Raw genomic sequence first — 24,043 nt, forward strand, 5'->3', positions numbered from 1 at the left:
TGGCAAAGTAGCGTGGGCGCGCTGCCCATGCTTGGTCGCAGAGGACGCTCGCGAAGCGCTTGGTGGCAAATTGAGCACTGCCGTCCTTCCCATCGAAAGCTTCGGCGTGAGCCATAAGGGCTGCGTGCGCGAGCACAACGAGGACAACTACCTGATAGAGCCGCAGACCGGTCTCTGGGTGGTGGCCGATGGCATGGGCGGGCACGAGGCCGGCGAGGTCGCGTCGGCCAGCATCGTCGATCATCTGGCGACGATCGGCATCGCGAGCTCGGCACCGGACCTTCGCGCGCGCTTCGAAGACCGGATGAGCCGCGCCAATTCCGAGATCCGCAACATCTCTCGATCCCGCGGCATCACCATCGGCTCCACCTTCGCGGCCTTGCTTGCCATGGACGGACGGTTCGCCGGCCTGTGGGCCGGCGACAGCCGCATCTATCTGGTCCGCAACGGCGTGATCCTTCAGGTCTCGAAGGATCACACCGAGGTCCAGGAACTGCTGGACCGCGGCATGATCAGCGCTGAGGAAGCACTTACCTGGCCGCGCCGCCATGTCATCACCCATGCCGTCGGCGTCAGCGATGAGCTCGAGATCGATTTCCAGCAGGGCGAGCTGATGCCGGGGGATGTTTTCGTTCTGAGCACCGACGGGCTGACGGCGCATGTCAGCGATGCCGAGATCGAAGCCGCAGTGAGATCCGCAACACCGCAGGCGGCGTGCCGGCACCTGCTGGAGACTGTGCTGGCGCGCGGCGGAACCGACAATGTGACCATCGTACTCGTGAAGATCGGCGGCGGGCGCAACGATGCGCCCCATTCGGATCAGCCCGGAGCGGAGAGCCTGGCGAGATGAGCGACGACGACAAGACCCGGATATCGACGGACGTCACCTATGCTGGCGTCGGCACGCAGCTCAGCGGCATTTACGAACTCGACGAGAGGATCGCATCCGGCGGCATGGGAGAAGTCTACCGCGGCCACAACATCCAAACCGGCGACCATGTGGCGATCAAGATCGTATTGCCTGAATTCGCCCGCGACCAGACGATCCTGTCGCTGTTCCGCAAGGAAGCCTCGATCCTCAACCATCTGTCGCATGACGCGGTGGTGCGCTATCACGTCTTCACCATCGATCCGAGGATTGGCCGGCCCTATCTCGCGATGGAGTTCGTGGACGGCCAATCATTATTCGACGTAATGCGTCGCGGGCCGATGCCGGGGGAAGAAGTGCGGCGGCTTTGCCATCGCCTGACGTCGGGGCTCGCCGCGGTGCACCAGGCGGGCGCGGTTCACCGCGATCTCTCGCCGGACAACATCATCCTGCCTGGCGGGCGGGTGGAACGTGCCAAGATCATCGATTTCGGCATCGCTCGGTCGGCGGCCGCAGGCGGTGAAACGCTGATCGGCGGAAAGTTCGCTGGCAAATACAATTACGTTTCGCCGGAACAGCTCGGCCTCTATGGCGGTGAGGTTAGCGAGCAGTCCGATATCTATAGCCTCGGACTGGTGCTCGCCGCCGCGTTGCGCGGAAAGCCGCTCGATATGAGCGGCACGCAATACGAGGTCATCGAGAAACGCCGGACCGTGCCGGATCTGTCCGACATCGATCCCGATTTCCACGAGCTCATCGGCGCGATGCTGCAGCCGGATCCGCGCGATCGGCCGGCCAGCATGGCCGAGATCGCCAGGGCAACGCGTAGCGAGGATGTCGACGCGACATTGCCGCCGGCATCGTATGGTTCGCGTGAACGCTCGGGCTTGCCGCGCGCCGGCTGGACGGCGCTGTCCGAGTCCAGGCCCCAGCCTTCGGCGTCTCCGGGCGAACAGCGCTTCGTCGAACATGTGCGGCCGGCGCATCTGTCGCAGCCAAGGCCCGCGCCAGCGCCCGCGCCGGCCAGCCCGCCAGTGCCGGCCGCGCCGCGAAAGTCCTCGCGGATGCCGGCTATCGCTGGCGGCCTCCTGACGCTGGCGCTCCTGTTGGGGGGCGGCTTTTACTTCAGTGGGATCCTTGCGCGCCCGCCGGCCGAACAGAGACCCAAACCGCTGACGCCGAAGCCGGTGCCCGAACCCGCTGTGGAGGCCCCCAAGCCGGTGGCCCAAACGCCGCAGCCGGAAACATCGAAACCTCAGCCGCAATCACCGATACAGCCTCAGCCAGAGCCGTCAAAACCTGACAACGCTGCCCCTGTCGAGGCAATGAAGCCACCTGCCCTACCGGATGCACAGGTGAAGTCCCCGAACCAGGCGGACGCGGCGGGCGAGCAGAAAACGGGGGCGGCCAAGCCCACCGAAATCGCCGTGCCGACCTCCACGCCCGAGGTGCCGCCCGCAACAGAACCAAAACAGCCGGCCAGCAAGCAGGAGCCTGTCGCGCCGCCCGTAGGGAGGCCGACGCCGGCGGCCCAGCCCGAATTCACGGCCAACAACAATCAGGCGCAAATGCCACCGGTCGAGATCAAGCCTGCCCAAACGCCGCCCGTGTCGGTGCCGAAGGCTGGGGAAAGTGCAAACCCGCCGGCGACAAAACCCAGCGCAACGGATCTCGTCGACATGCTTTCCAAATTGGCCAAGCCTAAGGCTTCCTCGCCGCCGACTTCGGAGAGCCAGTTGCCGGCGCAGCCGACCAGCCCGCCGGCTAGACCGGCGGCTTCGACCCCGACCGCCAGCCAGCCGACGCAACCAACCGCGCCACCAGAGCCGGCACCCACAGCGCAGCCATCCCGGCAGCCGCAGCCGCAGCCCCTGGTGACCACGCAGCCCGGAAATACCGAAGTCGCGATCAATATGCCCAAGCCGGTGCTTCCGCCGGCGAAAGCGGCCGACGGGACGGCGCAACGCGCTTCATGGGTGCGCGATTTCAGCGGCGGCGACTGTTTCTATGCGTCGCTGACATCGGCAACAGACAGCTCCGCCGCTATCGAAGGCTTTGCAACAGCCGTGCAGCCCTTCGAGCAGATGCTCAATGATTTTAAGACGAGGTTTCATCTCGAGCCGGACATCAGCGTCCGTCTCATCGAGCAGCCCCAGTGTGAAGTGACCAACTTTCTGCGCTTCCTCGACCGGAACCAGGTGGAAAGGCCTGAGCTCGTTCTCGACCGGACGTCGGTGGCGGATGGCGCGCCGATCACCGGCGCGCTGGTAACGCATGGCGGGCTCGTTTCCAACGTCATGCTGATCGACCACAGGGGCATCGCCTTCAACCTCGATGACCGCATGGTGGCGCAAACCGACAAGGCGACCTTCAGCATCCCGATCGGTCTAGGCGCCGCCGACAAGGCGGCCGGAAAGGCCCTGCCGCAGATCATGCTGGTGATCACCGGGCCGCGGGACATCCAGGCGGCAATGTTCTCGATACCGACACCGGCCTCCGAGCTTTTGCCAAAGATCCTCGGGGAGATCGAGGCCGACGGTTCGCAGTTTTCCGCCACCGCCAAGTATTTCCGGCTCGGCGGATAGATATAAAACGCCGATGGACCCTCGCTACCTGCATTCATTTTGCCAGGCTTTGACGCGCATAGACTGGTTTCGATTCTTGCTGGGCTTCTCCGCCCGCGTGGCATTTTCCGCGCTGTTCGGCGCGGCGCTGCTCTTTATCCTCTCGACCAACAGCGCGCACGCCGAATTCACCGTCTGCAACCAGACGCTCGATGTCGTCAATCTCGCCGTTGGACAGAAGGTCGACAATGCCGACCAGACCGACGGCTGGTGGACCATCGGCGCCAACCAGTGCGTGAACGTCATCCGCGAGGAGCTGACCAACCGGTACATCTACCTGTACGCGACCGATGTGTTCGGCCATGCGATCCTCGACGGATCGACTGAGATGTGTGTCGATCGGCGCCGCTTCTCTATCCGTGGCATCGAAGAGTGCTGGCAGCGAGGTCATATCGCGGCGCGTTTCGTCGAGGTCGATACCCTCGAGCAGGTGCGCTGGACCTATTTTCTGACCGGAAACAGCCCGTGACGCACAGCATCGACACGAGCTTCAAACAGAAGAAGCTGGCGCGCCAGAGCGAGCGCAGACGCAAATTTTGGCGCCGCTTTCTTGCCGGCATTGCTGCGCTCACCATCATCGCGATCGCGACCGGCTTCTATCTGACCAAGGATGACTGGTCGTTCGGCGACGAGGATGAAGACCTGCATCCGGTCGAAGGTATGGAAGACGTGCCGCCCGACGCCTCGGTCTATGTGCCGGCCATCATCGACCTTGCCGGCGACCCGATGTGGATCACGCTGGCGCCCGATGCCGACACCGCCTCGAAGGGCCATACGGTTGCGCGCCCGGCCGAACTCGACACTTCCGGGGCTTCGCCGCAAATCGAGATTCTGTCCGACGTGATGCTGAGCACCAGCGAGAAATTCATGACGACGATCCCCTCAACGCAGGAGGATTTTGCCTTTTTCCAGGCGCAGCGGCAGGCTGCTCCGAAGCCTTCCGCCGCAGCACCGGACGAGCAGCAACCGACTTCGCCCGCACCTGCCGTGGCGCCCAACGATGAACGAAGCGATCTGGCGAACGACCTGCAGGCGCCGCCGGAAGGGGGCGAGATCCCCGCCAGTTCCGCACCCAAAGCCGACGCAGACGATCCTGAGGCCGGCTGGGGCGAGACCATCGACCAAGGCGAGGCAGCGCTCCCCGCCTTCAAGAAAACCGCGATCGAGAACAACACCACCGTCGAGACCGTCATCAGCGAATATCAGCGCTTCGAGGCCACGGAGGATACTTTCGTGAAAATCCTCAACGACCGCAGCCTGGATGGCGTGGTGCTCGACGCCCATTTCTCCGCGGACGATGCCAGGCTTGCGGGCGAGGCGCTGAAAGCGCTGTTCAACCGCGACGGACTCGAACCCGGTTTTGTGGTCGCGTTGCGCGGTTTCCGGCCGAACCGCGAGACGACGACCATGTCGCTGATGCAGGTCTCCGTCTACGCAAGGAACGTCTATGTCGGTACGCTGACGCGCAATGCGGCCGGCGCCTTCGTTTCAGGCGTCGACCCCTGGGTCCGCGAAGACCTCTTCAACTATTCCGGTGCCTCGGATCAGGGCGGGCCCAAGCGGCAGTATCGCCTGCTCGACGCAATCTACTCGACCGCGGCGCGCAACAAGGTGCCGACCAGCGTGATCGGCGAAGCGATCATGTATCTGTCGAGAGGACAGGATCTGGACGCTTTCGCCAGCGAGGACCAGCGCTTGGTGCTGATCTACTCGCAGACACCGCGCGGCCAGGGCGATATCTCCGGACGGGTGCTTTACGTCGGCGTCCTGGGTAAGGACAAGAACCTCGACTGCTTCGTCTTCCAGCAAAGCGACGGTCAGTATGCCTGCGTGACCGGCGATGATCAGGTTCGTTCGCTGACCGTCATCAACGGCATGGTCACGCCGGTGAGCGGGGTGATGACGTCGACCTTCGGCCCCCGTAAGCATCCGATCCTCGGCACGGTTAGAATCCACAATGGCGTCGACTGGGCGGCTCCAATCGGCACGCCGATCCTGGCCGCCTTCGACGGCGAGATCAGTTTCCAGGGCGATGGCGGCAGCTATGGCAATCTGGTCAAGATCGCCCATTCAAACGGGCGCGAGACGCGCTACGCGCACATGCAGAAATTTGCCATAGCCAGCGGCGTCGGCACCAAGGTGAGGGCCGGCGACGTCATCGGCTATATTGGCACCACCGGGCTCTCGACCGGACCGCATCTGCATTTCGAGCTTTATCAGAACGGCGAAGCGATCGATCCCCTCGGGACGGTCACCACGGTTGCCAGCGCTGATTCCGCCAATCCCGGCGGGGCCGGCAGCTCTGGCGATTCTGCCGTCGAGACGCTAACCGACCGGATCGTGCATGTCGAAAGCGGCGGCAGCGCCCGTGCCAAGAACCCCAACTCGTCAGCAACCGGCGCCGGCCAGTTCATCACCAAGACCTGGATCCGGATGATGAACACCTATCGTCCCGATCTTGCCCGTTCGCTCTCGACCGCTGACCTGCTCGCGCTTCGCTATGACTTGACTTTGTCGCGCGAGATGGTGCGTAACCTCGCGCGCGAAGGCGAGGCCTATCTGCGCGCCCGCGGCCACCAGATAACGGCAGGACGCCTTTACCTCTGCCACTTCCTTGGCATGGAGGGAGCGCACCAGGTGCTGGCCGCGCCCGGCTCGTCGCAATTGAGCGCCGTTCTGGGCTCGGCCGTGATCGAGGCCAACCCGTTTCTCATCGGCAAGACCGCCAGCTATGTCGTTGACTGGGCCGAACGGAAGATGGGACAGAAAGCGCCGCGCGTTTTGACGGATGTAAGCCAGCCGGCGACGACCACGACCGAACTCAGGCAGACATCGCCGGAGTTCGAAAAATACAAGCAGGCAATAGCGACCCTGCTCAATTCAATCCAGGATACGCCTGGGCCAGGCTAGCGCATTTCACCGCTTCGAGGAAACGGTGAACCGCTCTATCTCTTTGTTTTGAGGCAACTCCCAAGGGAAGGCGCGATGCGCTTTTCCCGGGAAAGCCGTTTCACGATTTTCCTGGAGTTGGACTCCCGTTTGACTGTATCGCCTTTAACGGATCGGCCTGGCGCCAGTCGCCTATTCGGTCCTGATGCGCATTTCCACGCGGCGGTTGACAGGATCGTAAGGATTGGCGACGCGCGGATGCGATTTGCCAAGGCCGATTGCTTCGAGCCTGGTAGATTCCACGCCGTTCGCCGTCAGGAAGGCCGCCACCGACTGCGCCCTTCGCTCCGAAAGGTCCTGGTTATAGCGATCCGAGCCGGTTGCATCGGTGTGACCTTCAACGACAAAGCTGAACGTTTTCAGCCGATTGTCCTTCAGCGCCTTGGCGAACTCGTCGAGTTCGGTGCGCGCGATCTGGTCGAGTTGCGCGGAATCAAGGGCGAAATTGATCATCATGTCGAGACCGGTTTTTTGTGAAGCCGAGCCAGTCTTCTCAGCCTTGCTCTTGCACTCTTCCTCCGTGCCGACGCAGATGCCCCGCGAGGCGCCCAGATTGCCTGGCTGGCCGGCGAAGAACTTCACGATGTCTTCCGACTTCTGAAGCGGATCGGCGGAGACGTGCGTTGAAAGAAGCATGGCCGCCAATGCCAAGGCTGAACTGCCCCATCGCATGACCGTTACTCCTGTCCGAGAGGATTTCGCTGGCGCGTACCATATCAAATCGGCAAGCGATTGTCTGCGAACAAACGCGTGCTGCTCGCGGCTGCCGACCTGCCAACACTGACGCTTGACCGGCGCCCGGCCACAGGCTTCAGTGCTATTCCGCTGGCTTTCGGGGTGTGGCAGCCATGGCCAATGAACTCGGATACAGAACGGCACGGGATCTGTTTCTTGCTTGTCCCGCCATCGCCAGGGACATGAAATCGCTGGCTACCGGTCAGCCGCCGCTTGATTTTTGCCGTGCCTTGCTTGCCGGGCGGGTGCCGGAAGAAGCCGTCACGTTCTGCGCCTATCTCCTGCCCGAGCGAGCCGCCGTCTGGTGGGGACATGAATGCCTGAGCAATCTTGTTGAGCTCCTCGCGGAGCGGGATCTCGAATTGCTGGCGCTTGTCCACGACCGCGTCGGCGAACCCGACAATCCTCACCATCAAGCCGCCCTGAGCAATGCCTTGGACCTGCCGCCGGCGACGCCGGCCGCCTGGATCGCTTTGGCAGCGGTGTGGCGTGAGCCGACCCTCAACATGGTGTCGACCGGATTTCCTGCCGCCCATGCCGTCAATGCCGGAATTCTGGCCGGGCTCGCCCGCGCCTCGCAGGCAGACCGGTTTACCGTGCTTTCCGCCTTTGTCGAAATGGGCATCCAGATGGCGGAAATGGAGGCGTAACGGCTTTCGCCGATCCGCCGTCATCGCTGGCATCGGGCCAGCATCACCGGCAACCGCCTTGTGCCCATCTGGCCAGAGCGACCTTGAAGCGGGTACCGAGCGGATGCTGCAGGCGCAGGACCGAGACGTCGTTGGCGGCGAAATTCTTCGCCTGCTCGCACAATCTTGCTTCGTTCCACTCATGGCAGGTGTCGCAATGCTTGCCTTCCCAAACCGACTTGTCGAGGCCTTCCACCGGACTGAAAAGTGGTTCGCTCCTGATCAACTGGGCGATGCTCTTGCCGTCGATCGCCGGGTCGCCGAACTTGACGGGACGATCGAAAAGAATCGGGCCGTCAGTCGCGAGCTTAGGAATTTTCGCGCGTAGAAGATCGAGCGCAAGCTGGTCGTCGGCCTGGCCGGACGACGCGCCGGTGTTGCGGGTTCCGGAGCCGGCTTCAGCCGGCGGAACGCTGGCCTCGCCGACGATCAGCGGCGCGTTGAGATCGACCTTGTGCAGGACAACCTCGGTGGTCAAAGAAACATTGATCCAGGGCCGTTGCTTGCCGGCGGTCGCCTTGAAGACGTCGCTGGTCACCCTGTTCATCGCTTCGGTGATGGAGACATTTGATTCTCCAATGTGCTGGAGCAATGCCGTCGTGAAGGGCGAGTGGTCGCCGGAGCCATCATAGGCGAGCTGGTTGGGACTGGCCGCGAAGGCGACAAGCGTTCCCGCGCCGCCATTCTCGATCGGAATTTCCGCAAGCCCGCTGCTTGCACCTTTGATGCCCGCGGTCTTTGCCAGCACATCGGCCAGGGGATTGTCGCGGCATGCGTCCAGGAACACCAGCCTTATGCTGGTCTCACGAGACATCTGGCGCAGGATGAAATCGACAGACACGGTCTCAAAGTCGAGCGAGGTCTCGTCCTCGAGCGCGGCATCCACCGGAAGCAGATAGTTCTTACCTGAAACCTGCAAGCCGTGGCCGGCATAGAAGAAAAGCGCCACATCGGCGCCGCGCACCTGCTTGGCGAACTGGGCGACCGTGGCCTGGGTCTGCTGCTTGGTAAGGTCGAAGCCGGAGATCACCTCGAAACCAATGTTCCGCAAGCGCTCGGCCATCGCCTGGGCATCGCGCACAGGGTTGGCGAGCGGCGCGGCGTGCTGGTACTGCGAGTTGCCGAGCACGAGCGCGACCCGGCGCTCGGCGCTGGCGACCGTCAAAGTCAAAAGCAAGACAAGGGCGGCAAGACCAGCGCCGCGAAGCAAGCCGGCGCAAAACGCGATTGGACGGGAGCCCACCCCGACCTCAGTTCGCGAGCTTCGTGGCGGAGAATTCGATCCGCCGATTGAGCGCCTTGTTCTTTGGCGTGTCGTTGGCGGCAACCGGCCGATCCTCGCCATAGCCGGCGGCACTGATCTGGCTGCGCGGCACGCCGTCGGCGACCAATGCATTGGCAACCGCCTGGGCGCGCCGTTCCGAAAGCGTTTTGTTTGCCTCGGGCGATCCATCGGAGTCGGTGTGGCCGGACACTTCGACCTTGAGCGTCGGACACTTGCCGACGACACCTTCGACCTCCGCCAGCAGCGGACGGCTCTTGGCATCGAGCCTGACGCTTGCCGGGCGGAAGTAGATGGCGCCGGTGCGCGACAGTACGGCAAACCGGTTGAGGCACTCCTCATCGCTGAAATTGGTCTTCGCGGCATCGGTGGCCACCGGACCGACATCGGCGGCGCCGGCAGCGACGGTCTGCACCGCAGCCGGCTTGCTGCCGTCGGCAATGAAGACGAAGTCAAAGGACACCGAGGCGGTGGGCACTATGTTCGTCACATTGGCAGCCTGCTGCAGCTTGTCGACGTTCGGCAGCAGGCCGAAGTCCTCGACATGCACCGCGACGGGAGCCTCGGAAGCAACGGAGACCTGAGTGTCGCTGATCATGGTCACGACGACGCTCGCCTCCAGGTCCTTGTCGACACCGTGCAGGCTCAGCCGGAATGGCAAGGTCGCCTTGATCCGGCGTTTGACCGGCAAGTCGGCAAATGCGGCCGGGTCCACCTTGGCCGTCAGCTCGGCCGTCGGATACTTGAATGTCTCGAAGAACAGGAAGCGCATGCGCACATTGCGGAGATCGACACCCGTGTCGACGGAATTGAGATCGAAGCTGATCTTGGCGTCACCGGCGGAACTCAGCGTGCCGGTGATGTTCCTGATCTTGTTGGTCTCGACGATCGTGTTCTTCTTGACCGACTGGTAGGTGAGCACCGAGGCGGCAGGATCGAGCGTCCAGTTCGCCGCGGCGCTTGCCTTTGCCGTTCCGAAGACCAGCAATCCAACGATCGCTGCAGCGATCAGGCCAATGTGCTGTGCGGCAGTCCCCGCCCGCACCTTACGCCAAAATGCGACGACTTCGAACATGGAACGCCCCCGCAGGACAACCCTATCTCGATACCGGCACGAGCCGGAACAATAAAGCACTTGCATCCGCTTGGCGAGCGGTTCAAGGCGAAGTGAGAGCGGACCAACTATTTTGCAAGATCGACGGTCTTCATGACTCTCGTCACCAACTGTGACCGCTTCCTGCAGTGCCGCCGCCTCCTCCTCCTCCTAAAGGCGTAATGACAGGCGGAGTTTCATTCTGAACGGGTTTGATCAGTTTCTTAACGGTCACCTGTTTCCGTCTGATGACCTTTGGCGCGGTCGTCGTACGAACGACCTTGCTTCGATGTTTCGTTGTCGATGCCGGCTCAACCGTAGGGGTCACGGTGGTGCATCCAGTGGTCGCCAAAACACCGGATAGGATCGTTGCGATGATTGCCTGTTTCAATGCCCTGCCCACCACCTTATCTCCCTATTGATCAGAACAAGTCCCGACGCGGGTTGGCTTGCTCCCAGACAGCTCTCGCCGCCTTGATCAATTGGTCGTCGACCGAGCCGCCCGCCGGGATTTTCGATTTGAGTTCCGAGCGCAACTGCTTGAGGGCAGCCGTCTTCGGCTTTGCGCCAAACTGCGCCAATGTTGTCTGTGCACTCGGCAGCTCATCACGAAGATCTAGCCCGACCGCGAATGCGAGATACCGGACAGCTACAACCTGGTCGGCCTTGTTGCCCTTCTGCATCTCAAGAGCTGCACGATCATACGCACCGGAGTAGTCCCCTCGGGCAGTAGCCAATTCGAACAATCTTTGCGCTTCTGCAAGATCCTGCGCCACACCAACACCATCCCGGTACATGCGTGCAAGACTGGCAGGAGCATAGGGCTGACCAAGATCCATCGCCTTCTGGAAAAGCGCCTGCGCCTGTTTCGGATCCTTTTCTACGCCCCTGCCGGTGAGATAGTTGCGGCCCAAAAGGTTCATCGAATACATGTCCTGCCGCTCGACGCCCGCCTTGAGAAAGGCTACCGCGCGAGCATAGTCCGCAGGCACGCCATGGCGGCCATCCGTGAAAATCGAAGCGAGCTCGTTCATGGCATAGGTGTGCCCCATCGCCGCGCCCTTGAGCAGCAAGTCCAATCCCTTGCTCGTATCACGCTGCCCCCCGAAACCATTGAACAGAGCGCGGCCCCACGCGGTCATCCCGTAAGGATCTCCCTTGTCGGATGCAGCGGAATAGAAGACGTTTGCTTTCGTTGGATCGACAGCCGATCCTATTCCCGTCGCGTTGAGGTAGCCAAGCTCGAACACCGCGCGGACGTGCCCCTTGTCGGCAGCCTCCTGGATCGCCTTCTTGGCCTCATCGACCTTGCCGACCGCAAGCAGCGCCCGACCGAGCTGGTAGCGGAAGCGCGCGACGTCCGGATAGGCTTTCACCGCCGCTCGGCAGACGTCAACGGCGTTGCTGCTGATTTCGTTCGGCAGCAGGCCGGGGACGACGCCCTGCAGGTCGAGAGGCTCACCGGCCTCTCTGTCGCAGGGATCGACGGTTGGTGACAGCTTCATCGTCGCCGGTTTCGACGACGTGTTGTCAGCCCTGATTTCGAAGCCGACTATCAGTGGTTTGACGGCGCCAATCTGGGGTTCGTAGCGCAAGTGGTCGACTTCATCGGCCATCAGGCTCGAATCCGGAGACAAGGTCCGATCCGGCAGGGACAGTGTCCCGGTTGCCGGGTAGCTCGCAAGCTTCAGGCTGACCGCGGGATCCCTGGTCGGGAAATCCAGCTTCAACGGAACCGGGCCTACGCCGACGGGAACCTGTACGTCACGGTTTTCGATCGCTTCGGCGGCGCCGGTAATGTGAATGCCCCGTTCCACCACTTCCTGTTTCTGCTCGGACTCGAGCGAGGCCACGAGTTGCTTGCCCTCGGCACCCTCCCCATTCTTGACCCGGAACACCAGGATGCCTTGCGATTCGCCGCCCCAATTGTCGCGCGTTGCATAGGCCAGCATATCGACTTCTTCCTGGGCGCCAGCACCCTTGGGCACCTCCATCTCCAATCGCGGAAGATCTTTGCCGGAGATCGGCTCACCCGCCGCAACCGGCTTGCCATCCAAGATCAGACGCCCCAACGCCGGCGGTCTCTCGATGCTGACGGTGACCGCGCCGCCGTCGACATCGACCGGCTCCGGGAGGTCGAGCGCGACAGGCCCAACGCCGGACGGCACGACCTTTTCCAGCACCGGCGGCAGTGCGGGCCGGCTGGTGCGACGCATAAGGACGACCTCGTCGATCAGCGATGAGTTTTCCCAAGGCACCTGCTTGCCAGCCGTAGCCTCGACCACATCACGGCGAACGGCCGCCATCACCGAGCGTATCTCCTGGTTCGGCGCCAGCGCGCGACGGGAGAAGGCGGAGGAAAAAGGACTGAGATCGCCACTTCCGTCATAAGCGACAGCACCGGGTTCGGTGGCGAAGGCTATAAGCGTGTTCAGCGAACTTTTCACCTGCGCAAGACCGGTGTCGCCGGCAGTGATCAGCTGGTCTCGCAACCAATAGTCCTTGCGTGGAAACGGATTGTTGCGGCAGGCGTCGAGGATGATCACCTGGATCTTCGATTTCGCGCGCAACTGCTGCAGCACATCGTTGAGCTTTACGGCCTGCACCTCAATGTCAGCCGCGTTCCTGAGCGATGCATCGACCGGGATCAGGAAATTTTCACCGCCGATCTGAAACCCATGGCCAGAATAGTACACGACCGCAAGATCAGCGCCGTCCGCCGCCGCAAGGTAGTTGCGGAACTGCTTTTCGAACTCAATTTTGGTGAGATCCTTAGCGACGAACACGTCGAATCCGGCCAGCCGGAAGGTGTTCGACACATCGTCGGCGTCCTTCTCCGGATTCTTCAGAGCCGGAATTTCGCGGTACTCGGAATTGCCGATGACAAGCGCAACCCTTCGATCGGCGCAAGCTTGGAACGCCGTGAAGCTCGCGAGGATCAGGGCCGCAATGAAAGCACAACATCGCAGCATGGCTCATCCTTAACTGCTAGTGACCTGTCGGGTCACAAGACACAGCTTGTGACGCCGCGGTCCGTTAAAGACTTCACATCCGCCGAAACGGCAAGGCACGAAAGGCATCCGCAATGGCTGGCAGATGCCGCACCCAATCAACTGTTAAAATAGCCCAGTGGCGTGGGTACCGCAATAAGCTGGGCGAATCGACGCCTCGGATTGCAACGGCAAGCGCAATGAGATTTCGGCGGAGCTCGAGGACATGAAGATCATGTTCGACGGTATTCCGCTGGCCATTGAAGCTGGCGATCCGGCCCTGGCCGCGAAAGGATGGCTGCCGGCATGGAACGCATCTGCGGGAAACGCAGCTGGTGATTCCCAATGAAAAGGCACTTTTCGATTTTGGCGCGCGGACAAGAAAACGGATACCGTCAAAAAGACCGTCAGAACGGTCCTTTTGCACGCGATCGTTCGCGATCGACGGGCGAAGATTTCTGCTTATTAAACCAGTCGTTTGTAGGGCTATTCCGATAGCACGCGATAGTGCGCGAAGGCCCAAAATCATTCCCACTCGATCGTGCCTGGCGGCTTTGACGTCACGTCGTAGACGACGCGGTTGATGCCGCGCACCTCATTGATGATGCGTGTGGCGGCGGCACCCAGGAAATTCATGTCGTAGTGGTAGAAATCGGCCGTCATGCCGTCGACCGACGTGACGGCGCGCAGGGCGCAGACGAATTCGTAGGTGCGCCCGTCGCCCATCACGCCAACGGTCTGCACCGGCAGCAGCACGGCGAAGGCCTGCCAGATGGCGTCGTAGAGGCCAGCCTTGCGGATTTCGTCGAGGTAGATCGCGTCGGCCTCGCGCAGGATCTCCAGCTTCTCGCGCGTGATGCCGCCCGGGCAGCGGATGGCGAGGCCGGGGCCGGGGAACGGATGGCGGCCGATGAAGCTTTCGGGCAGGCCGAGTTCCTTGCCCAGCGCCCTCACCTCGTCCTTGAACAGTTCGCGCAGCGGCTCGACCAGCTGCATGTTCATGCGCTCGGGCAGGCCGCCGACATTGTGGTGCGACTTGATGGTCACCGACGGGCCGCCGGTGAAGGAGACGCTCTCGATGACGTCGGGATAGAGCGTGCCCTGCGCCAGGAAATCGGCGCCGCCGAGTTTCTGCGCCTCTTCCTCGAACACCTCGATAAACAGCCGGCCGATGGTCTTGCGCTTCTTCTCCGGGTCCGACTCGCCTTCCAGCGCCGAGATGAACTTGTCGGAGGCATCGACCAGGATCAGCGGCAGATTGTAATGCTGGCGGAACATCGAAACCACGCCCGCCGCCTCGTCCTTGCGCATCAGGCCGTGGTCGACGAGGATGCAGGTCAGCTGGTCGCCGACTGCCTCGTGGATCAGCAGCGCGGCGACCGAGGAGTCCACGCCGCCCGACAGCGCGCAGATGACCTTGCCCTTGCCGACCTGCTTGCGGATCGCCTCGACCGCGTGCTCACGATAGGCGCGCATTGTCCAGTCGCCCTCGATGCCGGCGATGTTATGGACGAAATTCCTGAGCAGCCTTGCACCGTCGGGCGTGTGCACCACCTCGGGGTGGAACATGATGCCGTACATCCTGCGCTCGACATTGCCGAAGATGGCGAAGGGCGAGCTTTCCGACTTGCCGAAGACCTCGAAGCCCGGCGGCAGCGCGACGACGCGGTCGCCATGGCTCATCCAGACCTGATGGCGCTGGCCGGTGGCCCACAGGCCCTCGAACAGCGGGCTATCCTTTTCGATCTCGACGAAGGCGCGGCCGAATTCACGGTGGTTGGAGCTTTCGGCGACACCGCCCATCTGCACGCACATCGCCATCTGGCCATAGCAGATGCCGAGCACCGGTACGCCGGCATCGAAGACGATCTGCGGCGCGCGCGGGCTGCCGATATCGCTGGTCGACGCAGGGCCGCCTGACAGGATCACGGCTTTCGGATTGATGCGCTGGAACGCCGCCTCGGCCGACTGGAACGGCACGATCTCGGAAAACACCCCCGCCTCGCGGATGCGGCGGGCAATGAGCTGCGTAAACTGGCTGCCGAAATCGACAATCAGGACGGTGTCGGGATGATTGGCTGTTGTCATGGCGAGCGTTTAGAGAAAGAAATGAGTCTGCGCAATGGGTTGCGTAGCCTGACGTTCAGAGCGGTCTCGGCTCGTCACGGGGCGAATCCGTCCGCAGCGTGCCCGACCCGATCGCCTGTTCGAGGCGCGTGACGGCGTCGGCCAGCTTCTCGTCGATGACATGGAGGTATTCGGTCCAGTCACCGACATGCCTGAGATCGACCGCGCCGTCGGAAATGCCGCGCAACCCGATCAAAGGCACATCGAACAGCTGGCAGGCGCGCAGGCAGGCGAAGGTTTCCATGTCGACCATGTCGGCCGCGATCGTGTCGTAGGCCGCGCCGGTGATGATCGCGCCACCGGTCGACAGCGTGGCCTCCTTTATCTCCGGGATGCGGAACGGCAGCGGCGCGGTCACCGGCAGGTCGAGAAACGGCGTCGCGCCTTTCTCGAAACCGAGCGGCGACGCATCGATGTCGCGATAGCTGACGGAGATGGCCTGATAAATTTCCGTCTGTTCCAGGCTCCGGCTTCCCGCAGACCCCAGTGAAACCACCAGATCGGGCAGCGCCTTTTCCGACTTCAGCCAGGACAGTTCGGCGCCAAGCCTGACGCCCGCTTCAACCGGGCCGACACCCGTCATCAGTGGCGTGAACAACCGTTGCAAATGCGGCCCGTATTCGGCCTGCGCCGCCATGACGAAAAGGACGTCCTTGCCACCAATCCGCACAATGTTACCCATCGGATCACCCTGCAATCCCATCACGCCCAACCATCGTCATCATCGTCCCCGTCATGGTGGCGATCAGCTTGGCCTCGCCGTCGGCGGCGAAGGCATAGGCCTGGCCGTCGGCAACGATAATGGTGCGACCGGGCTTGGTCACCGAGCCACGGAAGAGAAAGCGCTCACCCCTGCCCGGCGCCAAAAGGTTTACCTTGAACTCGATGGTCAGCACGCCGGAATTCTCCGGCATCAGCGAGAACGCCGCATAGCCGCAAGCCGAGTCCAGCGCGGTCGAAATGACACCCGCATGCAAGAACCCATGCTGCTGGGTCAGTGCTGCCGAATAGGGCATCTCGATCTCGATGATGCCAGGCGTCACAAGCGTCAGTTCGGCGCCGATGGTCGCCATCGCCTGCTGGCGCGCGAAGGACGCCCTGACGCGATCCTCATAGTCTGGAGCCGGTACGATCTTTGCCGCCATCACGATTGCCTTCAGGTTTGCCGGGAAACTTATCGCAGAGGCATGTGCGGCAAGCAAATGCTTTTGCTGCACTGCAGCATTAGGCCTCGGCCGAGCAGGGAAACTCCTTTCGGAATGAGGGCACTCCGTGCGGTTCAACTGGCCCTGCGCATGGCACAGAAATAGAATCCGTCAGTGCCGCTCAGCGCCGGCGACAGCGAAACATCCCCGCCAGCGCCGATCCGCGCGGCCGCCTCATGGCCTGGAAAACAGCTGTTCCAGAGCGCACGGTGATCGACCGGAGCAAAGCCGCTGTTGCGCTCGCGGAATGCCGCGACCTGTTGGCCATTCTCGTCGTCGAATACCGAACAGGTGATGTAGACCAGCAGGCCGCCGGGTTTGACATAGGCGCGTGCCGCGTCGAGGATCGCCGACTGCTCGCCTTTGCGGGCGTCGAGCTGTCTTTGCGCCAGCCGCCATTTGGCATCGGGACGGCGCCGCCAGGTGCCGCTGCCGGTACAGGGCGCGTCGACCAGCACGATGTCCATATGGTTGGCGAGCGGAGCGAGTTCGGCCGGCTTGGTGACGACCTGCACGTTGCGGTTCTCCGAGCGGCGGATGCGGTCGAAGATCGGCGCCAGCCGCGCCTTCTCGGCGTCATGGGCAAAGATCTGGCCCCGATTTTCCATCGCGGCCGACAGCGCCAGCGTCTTGCCGCCGGCGCCGGCGCAGAAGTCGAGCACCTGCATGCCGGCCGTCGCGCCGGCAAGCGCTGCGGCAATTTGCGACCCCTCGTCCTGGACCTCGAACCAGCCTTTCTGGAAGGCCGGCTCGGCCTGCACGTTAGGGTGCCTGCCGTCGCCGTCGATGGGCGGGATTCGGATGCCCTGTGGCGCGATCCGTGCGGCGCTGGCCCCGGTCTGCGCCAGCTCGGCCAGCACTTTGGCGCGGTCGGCCTGCAACGTGTTGACCCGGATGTCGAGCGGCGGGCGGGTGGCCAGCGCGGCGCCCTCCTCGACCCATGTCCCGCCGAAGGCCCGTTCGAAAAGCGGTTCGCACCAATCGGGTATGTCGGCGCGAACCGCGGGCGGCGCGTCGGCAAGCCTGCGCTGTGCGATTGCCTGGAGTTCCGTGGCGCTGAGCAGCGGCGGCGCGAACTTGTCGCCTTCGAGCACGGTGTTGAGTGATTGCGCCGTCTGGCCCCATTCGAGCAGCAGCGCCCCGAAGCCGATGGCACGCGGCGTATCTTCGCCGAGCAGCCAGCCGGCGGAGCGTTTGTGGCGCAGCGCGTCGTAGACGATGTTGCCGATCGCGGCGCGATCCCCGCCGCCAGCGAAACGGTGTGAGAGCCCCCAATCCTTCAGCGCATCGGCCACCGGCCGGTGACGCCGGCCAATGTCCTCCAGCACTTCGATGGCCGCAGCCAGCCGTCCGCCCAGTCGCATTCGTTATTCCATCAAATCGAGCACATTCATCTCTCGGCCTGCTCTTAGAGCCTTTCACGTCCGGATTGAACCCCGCTCCGACTCGCGACGAGGCAGCAGCCCGACCGTGGCCTGCCAGAACTGTATGATCAATAAATCATCCGGGTCGGCACCAGCAGAGCGACCAGTAAATGAAAGATCTCTAATGTTCGTAACTTGGTGAGCGCAAGCATCGTACATGGCGCAACAGCTCTGATTTCCAAGTTTTTCGGTTGGGAATACTCTTCCAACCATGATTCGCGGCGCGGAAAACGCGGACCGGCGGATCGTCACGAGGAGAGGGCAATGAAGACTTATCTGGCGGAAGTTCTAGGCACATTTCTGTTGGTATTCATCGGCACGGCGTCGGTGGTGACGGGCGGCTTCGGCGGCGCGCTGCCTCTTGGTCAGGAAGGCATTGGCCTGGCATTCGGCATCGGTCTCATCGCGGCGGCCTATGCGATCGGTCCGATTTCGGGCGCGCATCTCAATCCGGCGGTGACGCTCGGCGTCTTCCTTGCCGGCCGGTTGCCGGCCAAGGACGTCATTCCCTACTGGATCGCGCAGATCATCGGCGCCATCCTGGCTTCACTGGCGTTGTGGATCATCGTTTCCGGCCAGGCCGGCGGCCACATAGGCGGCTTCGGTGCCAATGGCTGGGATGAGGCGAAATGGGGCGTGAGCTCGGCATTCCTGTGGGAGCTGATCGGCACCTTCACCTTCGTCACGGTGATCCTCGGTGTTACCGCTGAGAAGCACTCGACGGCATTTGCAGGATTGGTCATCGGCCTGACGCTCGCGGGCATTCACTTCGCCATGATCCCGGTCACCGGGACCTCGGTCAATCCAGCCCGCTCCATCGGCCCGGCGCTGTTCTCGGGCGGTGCAGCGATCAGCCAGCTCTGGCTGTTCATCGTCGCGCCGCTGATCGGCGGCGCCGTCGCCGGCGTCGTGGCCAAGGCGCGTGTCTTCGAAAAGGACTGATCTCGAAGGCCTGAATGAAGAAAGGCGCGGACCGTGGCCCGCGCCTTTGTTAAGTGAATATCTGCCTCGATCAGCGCGCGATGTCGAAGCGGTCGGCGTTCATCACCTTGGTCCATGCCGCAACGAAATCCCGGACGAATTTCTGCCCGGCGTCTCCCGATCCATAGACCTCTGCCAGCGCACGCAGTTGCGCATGCGAACCGAAGATCAGGTCGGCACGGGTGCCGGTCCATTTGACCGCCTTGGTCTTGCGGTCGCGAGCCTCATACACCTCCTCCGAGCCTGGGACGGAGCCGGCAGCCGGCTCCCAGACCGTGTTCATGCTGAGCAGATTGACGAAGAAGTCGTTGGTCAGCGTGCCCGGCCTGTCGGTGAACACGCCGTGCTTCGACTTGCCGGTGTTGGCGCCGAGCACCCGCAGACCGCCGACGAGCACCGTCAATTCCGGCGCCGTCAGCGCCAGCAACTGTGCCCGGTCAACCAGCATCGCTTCAACCGACATGGGCTGCTTGCCCCTGACATAGTTGCGGAAGCCGTCGACCTTCGGCTCGAGCGCGGCAAAGGAGTGCACGTCCGTCTGCTCCTGCGAGGCGTCCGTGCGGCCGGGCGTGAACGGCACCTTCACCTCATGGCCGCCATCCTTGGCGGCTTTTTCGACCGCGGCGACGCCGCCAAGCACGATCAGGTCGGCGAGCGAGACCTTCTTGCCGCCGGCGTTGAATTCGCTCTGGATGCCTTCAAGCTTGGCAAGCACCTTCGCCAGTTCAGCCGGCTGGTTGACGTCCCAGTCCTTCTGCGGCGCCAGGCGGATGCGGGCGCCGTTGGCGCCGCCGCGCTTGTCGGAATTGCGGAACGTGGAGGCCGAGGCCCAGGCGGTCGAGACCAACTCGGAAACCGACAGACCCGATGCAAGGATCTTCGCCTTCAGCGACGCAATGTCCTGCTCGCCGACCAGTTCATGATCGATCGCCGGAATCGGATCCTGCCAGATCAGTTCTTCCTTCGGCACCAACGGGCCGAGATAGCGCGCGACCGGACCCATGTCGCGATGGGTCAGCTTGAACCAGGCGCGGGCGAAGGCATCGGCGAACTGATCCGGATGCTCGTGGAAACGCCGTGAGATCTTCTCATAGGCCGGGTCGAAACGCAGCGCGAGGTCGGTGGTCAGCATCGCTGGCGCACGACGCTTGGAGGGATTATGCGCATCCGGCACCGTGCCGGCGCCGGCGCCGCCCTTCGGCGTCCACTGATGGGCACCGGCCGGGCTCTTCGTCAGTTCCCATTCGTAGTTGAAGAGGTTGTCGAAAAAGTTGTTGCTCCATTTGGTCGGCGTCGTGGTCCAGGTGACCTCGAGACCCGAAGTGATGGCGTCGCCGGCAATGCCGGTGGCATACTTGCTCGACCAGCCGAGGCCCTGCGCCTCGATGCCGGCGCCTTCCGGCTCTGCCCCCACCAGCGAGGCGTCGCCGGCGCCATGGGTCTTGCCGAAGGTATGGCCACCGGCGATCAGCGCCACGGTTTCCTCGTCGTTCATCGCCATGCGGGCGAAGGTTTCCCTGATGTCGCGCGCCGCGGCCAGCGGATCGGGCTTGCCGTTCGGGCCTTCCGGATTGACGTAGATCAGGCCCATCTGTACGGCGCCGAGATGGCCCTGAAGCTCGCGGTCGCCGGAGTAACGCTCGTCACCGAGCCACTTGGTCTCCGAACCCCAGTCCACATCCTGTTCGGGCTCCCACACGTCGGCGCGCCCACCGGCAAAACCGAAAGTCTTGAAGCCCATCGATTCCAGCGCGACATTGCCGGTGAGGATCAACAGGTCAGCCCAGGAGATCTTGCGGCCATATTTCTGCTTGACCGGCCACAGCAGGCGGCGGGCCTTGTCGAGATTGGCGTTGTCCGGCCAGCTGTTGAGCGGCGCGAAACGCTGCTGGCCAGCTCCGGCGCCACCACGGCCGTCACCGATGCGATAGGTGCCTGCGCTGTGCCAGGCCATGCGGATGAACAAAGGGCCGTAATGGCCAAAGTCGGCCGGCCACCAATCCTGCGAATCCGTCATGACGTGGCGGAGATCCTTGATCACCGCATCGAGATCGAGACTCTTGAATTCCTTTGCATAGTCGAAGTCCTCACCCATCGGGTCCGACAGGTTGGACTGCTGATGAAGAACGGCAAGATCGAGCTGGTTCGGCCACCAGTCACGGTTGGTCCTGCCGGCGGATCCATGCGCCACGGGGCATTTGCCAGCGCTGTTGTCGTCGGTTTTCGCGTCCATCTTATTCTCCAATTTTTGCCGAGGTTTCCCAGGCAGCCGAGGCCCACCATTCTGGAATGATTCCAGACTAGGCCGCATTCGCGATAAAAACAAATTGCCTTTCCTGTTCATTTCAATAGGATTTTCTTATGATAGGCTTGACCGTCCGGCAGATGCATTATTTCGACGCGTTGGCGCAGACGCTGCATTTCGGACGCGCGGCGAAACTCGCTGGCGTCAGCCAGCCGGCGCTCTCCTCGCAGATCGCGGAAATGGAGCAGCGCCTGAACTGCCGGCTGTTCGAACGCGGCGGCAGGTCGGTCCGAATGACCGACGAAGCGATCGCGCTCTTGCCGCGCATCGAGCGCATCCTGGCCGACATACGTGACGTCGAGACGACGGCGCGGCACGGTCGCACGGCCATGGAGGGGCGTTTCCGGCTGGGTATCATTCCAACCGTCGCCCCCTATCTTCTGCCGCGCGCCCTGCCCGAACTGAAGAAGCATTTCCCGGCCTTGCTGCTCGAATTGCGCGAGGCGGTCACCACCTCTTTGGTCGAGGACACCGCATCGCGCAAGCTCGACGCCTTTATCGCGGCACTTCCGCTCGACCATCCTGGGCTGATCACCGAAGCGCTGTTTTCCGACCGGTTCTTCCTGGCCGTGCCATCAGGCGATCCGGCCTTTGCCTCGCCGCCGGTTCCGCCCGAAAGCCCGGCACTGGAGAGGCTGATGCTGCTCGAGGAAGGGCATTGCCTGCGTGAACAGGCGTTGGCGGTCTGCGGCAATGTGCGGCCGGTGGCGATGGCAAGCTATGGCGCTACCAGCCTGACCACGCTTCTGCAGATGGTGGCGCACGGGCTCGGCGTCACGCTCATTCCCGAAATGGCGGCTGGACCGGCCGGCGCCATCCCCGACCTCAAGATCGTGCCGTTTCAGGAGCCGATGCCGCAACGGATGATCTGCCTTGCCTGGCGGCGCAACAATGCCCGCCACGGCGAATGCGTGGAACTCGCCAAGATCATCCGAAGCCTCGGTGCGGCGGTGCTGGCAGCCTGAGGAGCGGTCAGACCGGCCCTCACAAAACCCGGGACAGGAACTCGCGAGTGCGCGACGATTGCGGGTTGGCGATCATCTCGCGCGGCGCGCCACGTTCGACGATCACACCACCGTCCATGAAGACGAGCTGATCGCCGATCTCGCGGGCAAAGCCGATCTCATGGGTGACAACGACCATCGTCATGCCGCTTTCGGCGAGATCGCGCATTACCTGCAGCACCTCGCCGACCAGTTCCGGATCGAGCGCCGATGTCGGCTCGTCGAAGAGCAGCACCTTCGGCTTCATGGCCATGGCGCGGGCGATCGCCACGCGCTGCTGCTGGCCGCCGGAAAGCTCGCGCGGATAGCGGTCGACCTTGTCGGCGAGGCCAACGCGCCGCAGCAGGACTTCGGCCTCTGCCTTGGCCTGGTCGGCCGGGATGCGCCGCACCTGCGTCGGCGCCTCGATCAGGTTCTCCATCACCGTCATGTGCGAGAACAGGTTGAAGGACTGGAACAGCATGCCGATTTCGGCCCGGCGCCGGCACAGGAGGTCGTCCTTGACCTCGTAGAGCTTCTCACCCTGGAGGTCGTAGCCGACGAACTGGCTGTCCACCAAAAGAATGCCGGCGCTGAGCTTTTCCAGATGGTTGATGCAGCGCAGGAACGTGCTCTTGCCGGATCCCGACGGGCCGATGATGCAGGCCACCGATCCCTCAGAGACATCGAGATCGACGCCCTTCAGCACCTCTAGCGGGCCATAGGATTTTCGCACGCCGCGCGCGAACACCATGGAGTTGGCCGGCACGCCGAAGCGGGCACGATTTTCAGACTTCACATCACTCATCGGGCAACGCCGCGCAGGCTGATGGCGTTGCGCAGGGCGCGCAGCGTCAGGGGGTCTCGGCGCGTGTCGCTGCGGCCGAAATGGCGTTCGAGGAAATGCTGTCCCACCGACATGATGCTGACAACCGCGAGATACCAGAAGGCGACCACGATCAGCAGCGGGATCGTCTCGAAGGTGCGCGCATAGATGCTTTGCGCCGTGTAGAACAGGTCGTCGACGGCGATGAACGTCACCAGCGAGGTCATCTTCAGGAGATTGATCGCCTCATTGCCGGTCGGCGGCAGCACGAAACGCATGGCTTGCGGCAGGGTGATGCGCTTCAGGATCATGCGGTAAGGCATGCCGAGCGCGCTCGCAGCCTCCGACTGGCCTGATGGCACCGATTTGATGCCGGCACGGATGATCTCGGCCATGTAACCGGCCTCGCAGAGCGAAAGCGCGACGACGGCGGAAAGGAATGGGGTCATGAAATCATTGGTGCGCACGGAGAAAAGCGTGCCCAGGAAAGGCAGGCTGAGCGAAATCTCGCGCACCAGCAGCGAGAGGTTGAACCAGAAGATCAGCTGGATCAGGGCCGGGACACCCCGGAAGAACCAGACATAGACGCCCGCGAAGCCACGCAGCACCGGACTTGGCGACACCCGCATGATGGCGATGACGGTGCCGACCACGATGCCCAGCACCATGATGATGACGGTCAGCATCAGCGTGTTGCCGAGACCGCGCATGATCGAGGGATGGAACAGGTAGCCGGCCGCCGTGCCCCAGGCGAAGGCGGGATTGCTGGCGAAGGCGCGGATGATCAGGAAGGCCAGCAGCAGGGCGAACGCCGTGCCTACCCAGATGCCGTAGCGGCGCTGCGGCACGACGGTCAATCGCGACACGGCAGCGGCAGCGCCCGGCTCGACGCCGATCTCGGTCTGGTGGGCCACGCCCATCAACAGTCTCCTGGTTGCTGGCCGACGCCTGATTGAGGATCA

19 protein-coding genes are annotated in these 24,043 nt (G+C 63.0%); 8 read left to right on the forward strand and 11 right to left on the reverse strand.

Annotated features, from left to right (window positions below; all coding sequences use genetic code 11):
* Positions 1–70 precede the first annotated feature (70 nt).
* The 4 genes from FJ548_RS00735 to FJ548_RS00750 are packed head-to-tail and all read left to right on the forward strand — an operon-like array spanning position 71 to position 6,402.
* Complete coding sequence (locus tag FJ548_RS00735) at positions 71–850, forward strand: protein phosphatase 2C domain-containing protein (protein WP_140776251.1); 780 nt, start codon at positions 71–73, stop codon at positions 848–850.
* Entirely contained in the window at positions 847–3,453 is a 2,607-nt protein-coding gene (locus FJ548_RS00740) for a serine/threonine-protein kinase (protein ID WP_140776253.1), read from the forward strand. Before FJ548_RS00735 ends, FJ548_RS00740 begins: the two co-directional genes overlap by 4 nt.
* Positions 3,454–3,466: 13 nt before the next feature.
* Entirely contained in the window at positions 3,467–3,961 is a 495-nt protein-coding gene (locus FJ548_RS00745; protein ID WP_181165553.1) for a DUF1036 domain-containing protein, read from the forward strand.
* Positions 3,958–6,402, forward strand: a complete 2,445-nt coding sequence (locus FJ548_RS00750) for a M23 family metallopeptidase (RefSeq protein WP_140776255.1) — start codon at positions 3,958–3,960, stop codon at positions 6,400–6,402. The genes FJ548_RS00745 and FJ548_RS00750 overlap by 4 nt, the downstream gene beginning before the upstream one ends.
* Before the next feature lie 171 nt (positions 6,403–6,573).
* Here the strand turns inward: FJ548_RS00750 and FJ548_RS00755 are convergent, their stop codons facing one another.
* Complete coding sequence (locus FJ548_RS00755) at positions 6,574–7,077, reverse strand: OmpA family protein (RefSeq protein WP_140776257.1); 504 nt, start codon at positions 7,075–7,077, stop codon at positions 6,574–6,576.
* Between the two features lie 212 nt (positions 7,078–7,289).
* On the opposite strand from FJ548_RS00755, the gene FJ548_RS00760 reads away from it, so the two are divergent.
* The gene (locus FJ548_RS00760; protein ID WP_246678524.1) at positions 7,290–7,826 is read left to right on the forward strand and encodes a hypothetical protein; all 537 of its coding nucleotides are present in this window, start codon (positions 7,290–7,292) and stop codon (positions 7,824–7,826) included.
* A 43-nt stretch (positions 7,827–7,869) separates the two neighbouring features.
* Here the strand turns inward: FJ548_RS00760 and FJ548_RS00765 are convergent, their stop codons facing one another.
* From FJ548_RS00765 to FJ548_RS00780, 3 genes are all read right to left on the reverse strand, one after another.
* Positions 7,870–9,108, reverse strand: coding sequence for a caspase domain-containing protein (locus FJ548_RS00765; RefSeq protein ID WP_140776261.1), 1,239 nt, complete (start codon positions 9,106–9,108; stop codon positions 7,870–7,872).
* A 7-nt stretch (positions 9,109–9,115) separates the two neighbouring features.
* A complete protein-coding gene (locus FJ548_RS00770; RefSeq protein WP_140776263.1) occupies positions 9,116–10,222 on the reverse strand; it encodes an OmpA family protein in 1,107 nt (368 codons plus the stop codon).
* A gap of 440 nt (positions 10,223–10,662) precedes the next feature.
* Positions 10,663–13,212 (reverse strand): caspase family protein, encoded by a 2,550-nt coding sequence (locus FJ548_RS00780; protein WP_140776267.1) that lies wholly within the window; start codon positions 13,210–13,212, stop codon positions 10,663–10,665.
* 244 nt (positions 13,213–13,456) lie between these two features.
* On the opposite strand from FJ548_RS00780, the gene FJ548_RS30655 reads away from it, so the two are divergent.
* Positions 13,457–13,579, forward strand: coding sequence for a hypothetical protein (locus tag FJ548_RS30655; RefSeq protein ID WP_281407038.1), 123 nt, complete (start codon positions 13,457–13,459; stop codon positions 13,577–13,579).
* A 176-nt stretch (positions 13,580–13,755) separates the two neighbouring features.
* On the opposite strand, the gene guaA is transcribed toward FJ548_RS30655, so the two are convergent.
* The 4 genes from guaA to FJ548_RS00800 all read right to left on the reverse strand — a co-directional run bounded on the left by guaA (position 13,756) and on the right by FJ548_RS00800 (position 17,926).
* Positions 13,756–15,318 carry a glutamine-hydrolyzing GMP synthase gene (gene guaA / locus FJ548_RS00785; protein ID WP_140776269.1) on the reverse strand — a complete coding sequence of 521 codons (1,563 nt, stop codon included), beginning with the start codon at positions 15,316–15,318 and terminating at the stop codon, positions 13,756–13,758.
* Between the two features lie 55 nt (positions 15,319–15,373).
* On the reverse strand, positions 15,374–16,039 hold the full coding sequence (locus tag FJ548_RS00790; protein WP_140776271.1) for a 5'-methylthioadenosine/S-adenosylhomocysteine nucleosidase: 666 nt from the start codon (positions 16,037–16,039) through the stop codon (positions 15,374–15,376).
* A gap of 4 nt (positions 16,040–16,043) precedes the next feature.
* A complete protein-coding gene (locus FJ548_RS00795; protein WP_027146613.1) occupies positions 16,044–16,502 on the reverse strand; it encodes a PaaI family thioesterase in 459 nt (152 codons plus the stop codon).
* Positions 16,503–16,636: 134 nt separating this feature from the next.
* Positions 16,637–17,926 (reverse strand): RsmB/NOP family class I SAM-dependent RNA methyltransferase, encoded by a 1,290-nt coding sequence (locus FJ548_RS00800; protein ID WP_140776273.1) that lies wholly within the window; start codon positions 17,924–17,926, stop codon positions 16,637–16,639.
* Between the two features lie 324 nt (positions 17,927–18,250).
* Here FJ548_RS00800 and FJ548_RS00805 point away from each other — a divergent pair, with 324 nt between their 5' ends.
* Entirely contained in the window at positions 18,251–18,928 is a 678-nt protein-coding gene (locus FJ548_RS00805; protein WP_140776275.1) for an MIP family channel protein, read from the forward strand.
* Positions 18,929–18,998: 70 nt separating this feature from the next.
* Here FJ548_RS00805 and katG read toward each other — a convergent pair whose 3' ends face one another.
* A complete protein-coding gene (katG, locus tag FJ548_RS00810) occupies positions 18,999–21,200 on the reverse strand; it encodes a catalase/peroxidase HPI (protein ID WP_140776277.1) in 2,202 nt (733 codons plus the stop codon).
* Between the two features lie 128 nt (positions 21,201–21,328).
* Here katG and FJ548_RS00815 point away from each other — a divergent pair, with 128 nt between their 5' ends.
* A complete protein-coding gene (locus tag FJ548_RS00815) occupies positions 21,329–22,237 on the forward strand; it encodes a hydrogen peroxide-inducible genes activator (protein ID WP_140761823.1) in 909 nt (302 codons plus the stop codon).
* Positions 22,238–22,256: 19 nt separating this feature from the next.
* Here the strand turns inward: FJ548_RS00815 and FJ548_RS00820 are convergent, their stop codons facing one another.
* Together FJ548_RS00820 and FJ548_RS00825 are read right to left on the reverse strand one after the other, a co-directional pair.
* Positions 22,257–23,063, reverse strand: coding sequence for an amino acid ABC transporter ATP-binding protein (locus FJ548_RS00820; protein WP_140776279.1), 807 nt, complete (start codon positions 23,061–23,063; stop codon positions 22,257–22,259).
* On the reverse strand, positions 23,060–24,001 hold the full coding sequence (locus FJ548_RS00825) for an amino acid ABC transporter permease (protein WP_140776281.1): 942 nt from the start codon (positions 23,999–24,001) through the stop codon (positions 23,060–23,062). Before FJ548_RS00825 ends, FJ548_RS00820 begins: the two co-directional genes overlap by 4 nt.
* Between the last annotated feature and the right edge of the window lie 42 nt (positions 24,002–24,043).

The sequence above is a fragment of the Mesorhizobium sp. B2-4-17 genome (assembly GCF_006441275.1).
Lineage (GTDB): Bacteria > Pseudomonadota > Alphaproteobacteria > Rhizobiales > Rhizobiaceae > Mesorhizobium.

What these genes read in the sequence shown, in the direction of transcription:
- FJ548_RS00820 (WP_140776279.1), bottom strand. Translation starts at nt 23,063, where the DNA reads ATGAGTGATGTGAAGTCTGAAAATCGTGCCCGCTTCGGCGTGCCGGCC.
- FJ548_RS00740 (WP_140776253.1), top strand. Translation starts at nt 847, where the DNA reads ATGAGCGACGACGACAAGACCCGGATATCGACGGACGTCACCTATGCT.
- FJ548_RS00760 (WP_246678524.1), top strand. Translation starts at nt 7,290, where the DNA reads ATGGCCAATGAACTCGGATACAGAACGGCACGGGATCTGTTTCTTGCT.
- FJ548_RS00800 (WP_140776273.1), bottom strand. Translation starts at nt 17,926, where the DNA reads ATGCGACTGGGCGGACGGCTGGCTGCGGCCATCGAAGTGCTGGAGGAC.
- FJ548_RS00780 (WP_140776267.1), bottom strand. Translation starts at nt 13,212, where the DNA reads ATGCTGCGATGTTGTGCTTTCATTGCGGCCCTGATCCTCGCGAGCTTC.
- FJ548_RS00795 (WP_027146613.1), bottom strand. Translation starts at nt 16,502, where the DNA reads ATGGCGGCAAAGATCGTACCGGCTCCAGACTATGAGGATCGCGTCAGG.
- FJ548_RS00745 (WP_181165553.1), top strand. Translation starts at nt 3,467, where the DNA reads ATGGACCCTCGCTACCTGCATTCATTTTGCCAGGCTTTGACGCGCATA.
- katG (WP_140776277.1), bottom strand. Translation starts at nt 21,200, where the DNA reads ATGGACGCGAAAACCGACGACAACAGCGCTGGCAAATGCCCCGTGGCG.
- FJ548_RS00755 (WP_140776257.1), bottom strand. Translation starts at nt 7,077, where the DNA reads ATGCTTCTTTCAACGCACGTCTCCGCCGATCCGCTTCAGAAGTCGGAA.
- FJ548_RS30655 (WP_281407038.1), top strand. Translation starts at nt 13,457, where the DNA reads ATGAAGATCATGTTCGACGGTATTCCGCTGGCCATTGAAGCTGGCGAT.
- FJ548_RS00805 (WP_140776275.1), top strand. Translation starts at nt 18,251, where the DNA reads ATGAAGACTTATCTGGCGGAAGTTCTAGGCACATTTCTGTTGGTATTC.
- FJ548_RS00825 (WP_140776281.1), bottom strand. Translation starts at nt 24,001, where the DNA reads ATGGGCGTGGCCCACCAGACCGAGATCGGCGTCGAGCCGGGCGCTGCC.
- FJ548_RS00815 (WP_140761823.1), top strand. Translation starts at nt 21,329, where the DNA reads ATGATAGGCTTGACCGTCCGGCAGATGCATTATTTCGACGCGTTGGCG.
- FJ548_RS00790 (WP_140776271.1), bottom strand. Translation starts at nt 16,039, where the DNA reads ATGGGTAACATTGTGCGGATTGGTGGCAAGGACGTCCTTTTCGTCATG.
- guaA (WP_140776269.1), bottom strand. Translation starts at nt 15,318, where the DNA reads ATGACAACAGCCAATCATCCCGACACCGTCCTGATTGTCGATTTCGGC.
- FJ548_RS00770 (WP_140776263.1), bottom strand. Translation starts at nt 10,222, where the DNA reads ATGTTCGAAGTCGTCGCATTTTGGCGTAAGGTGCGGGCGGGGACTGCC.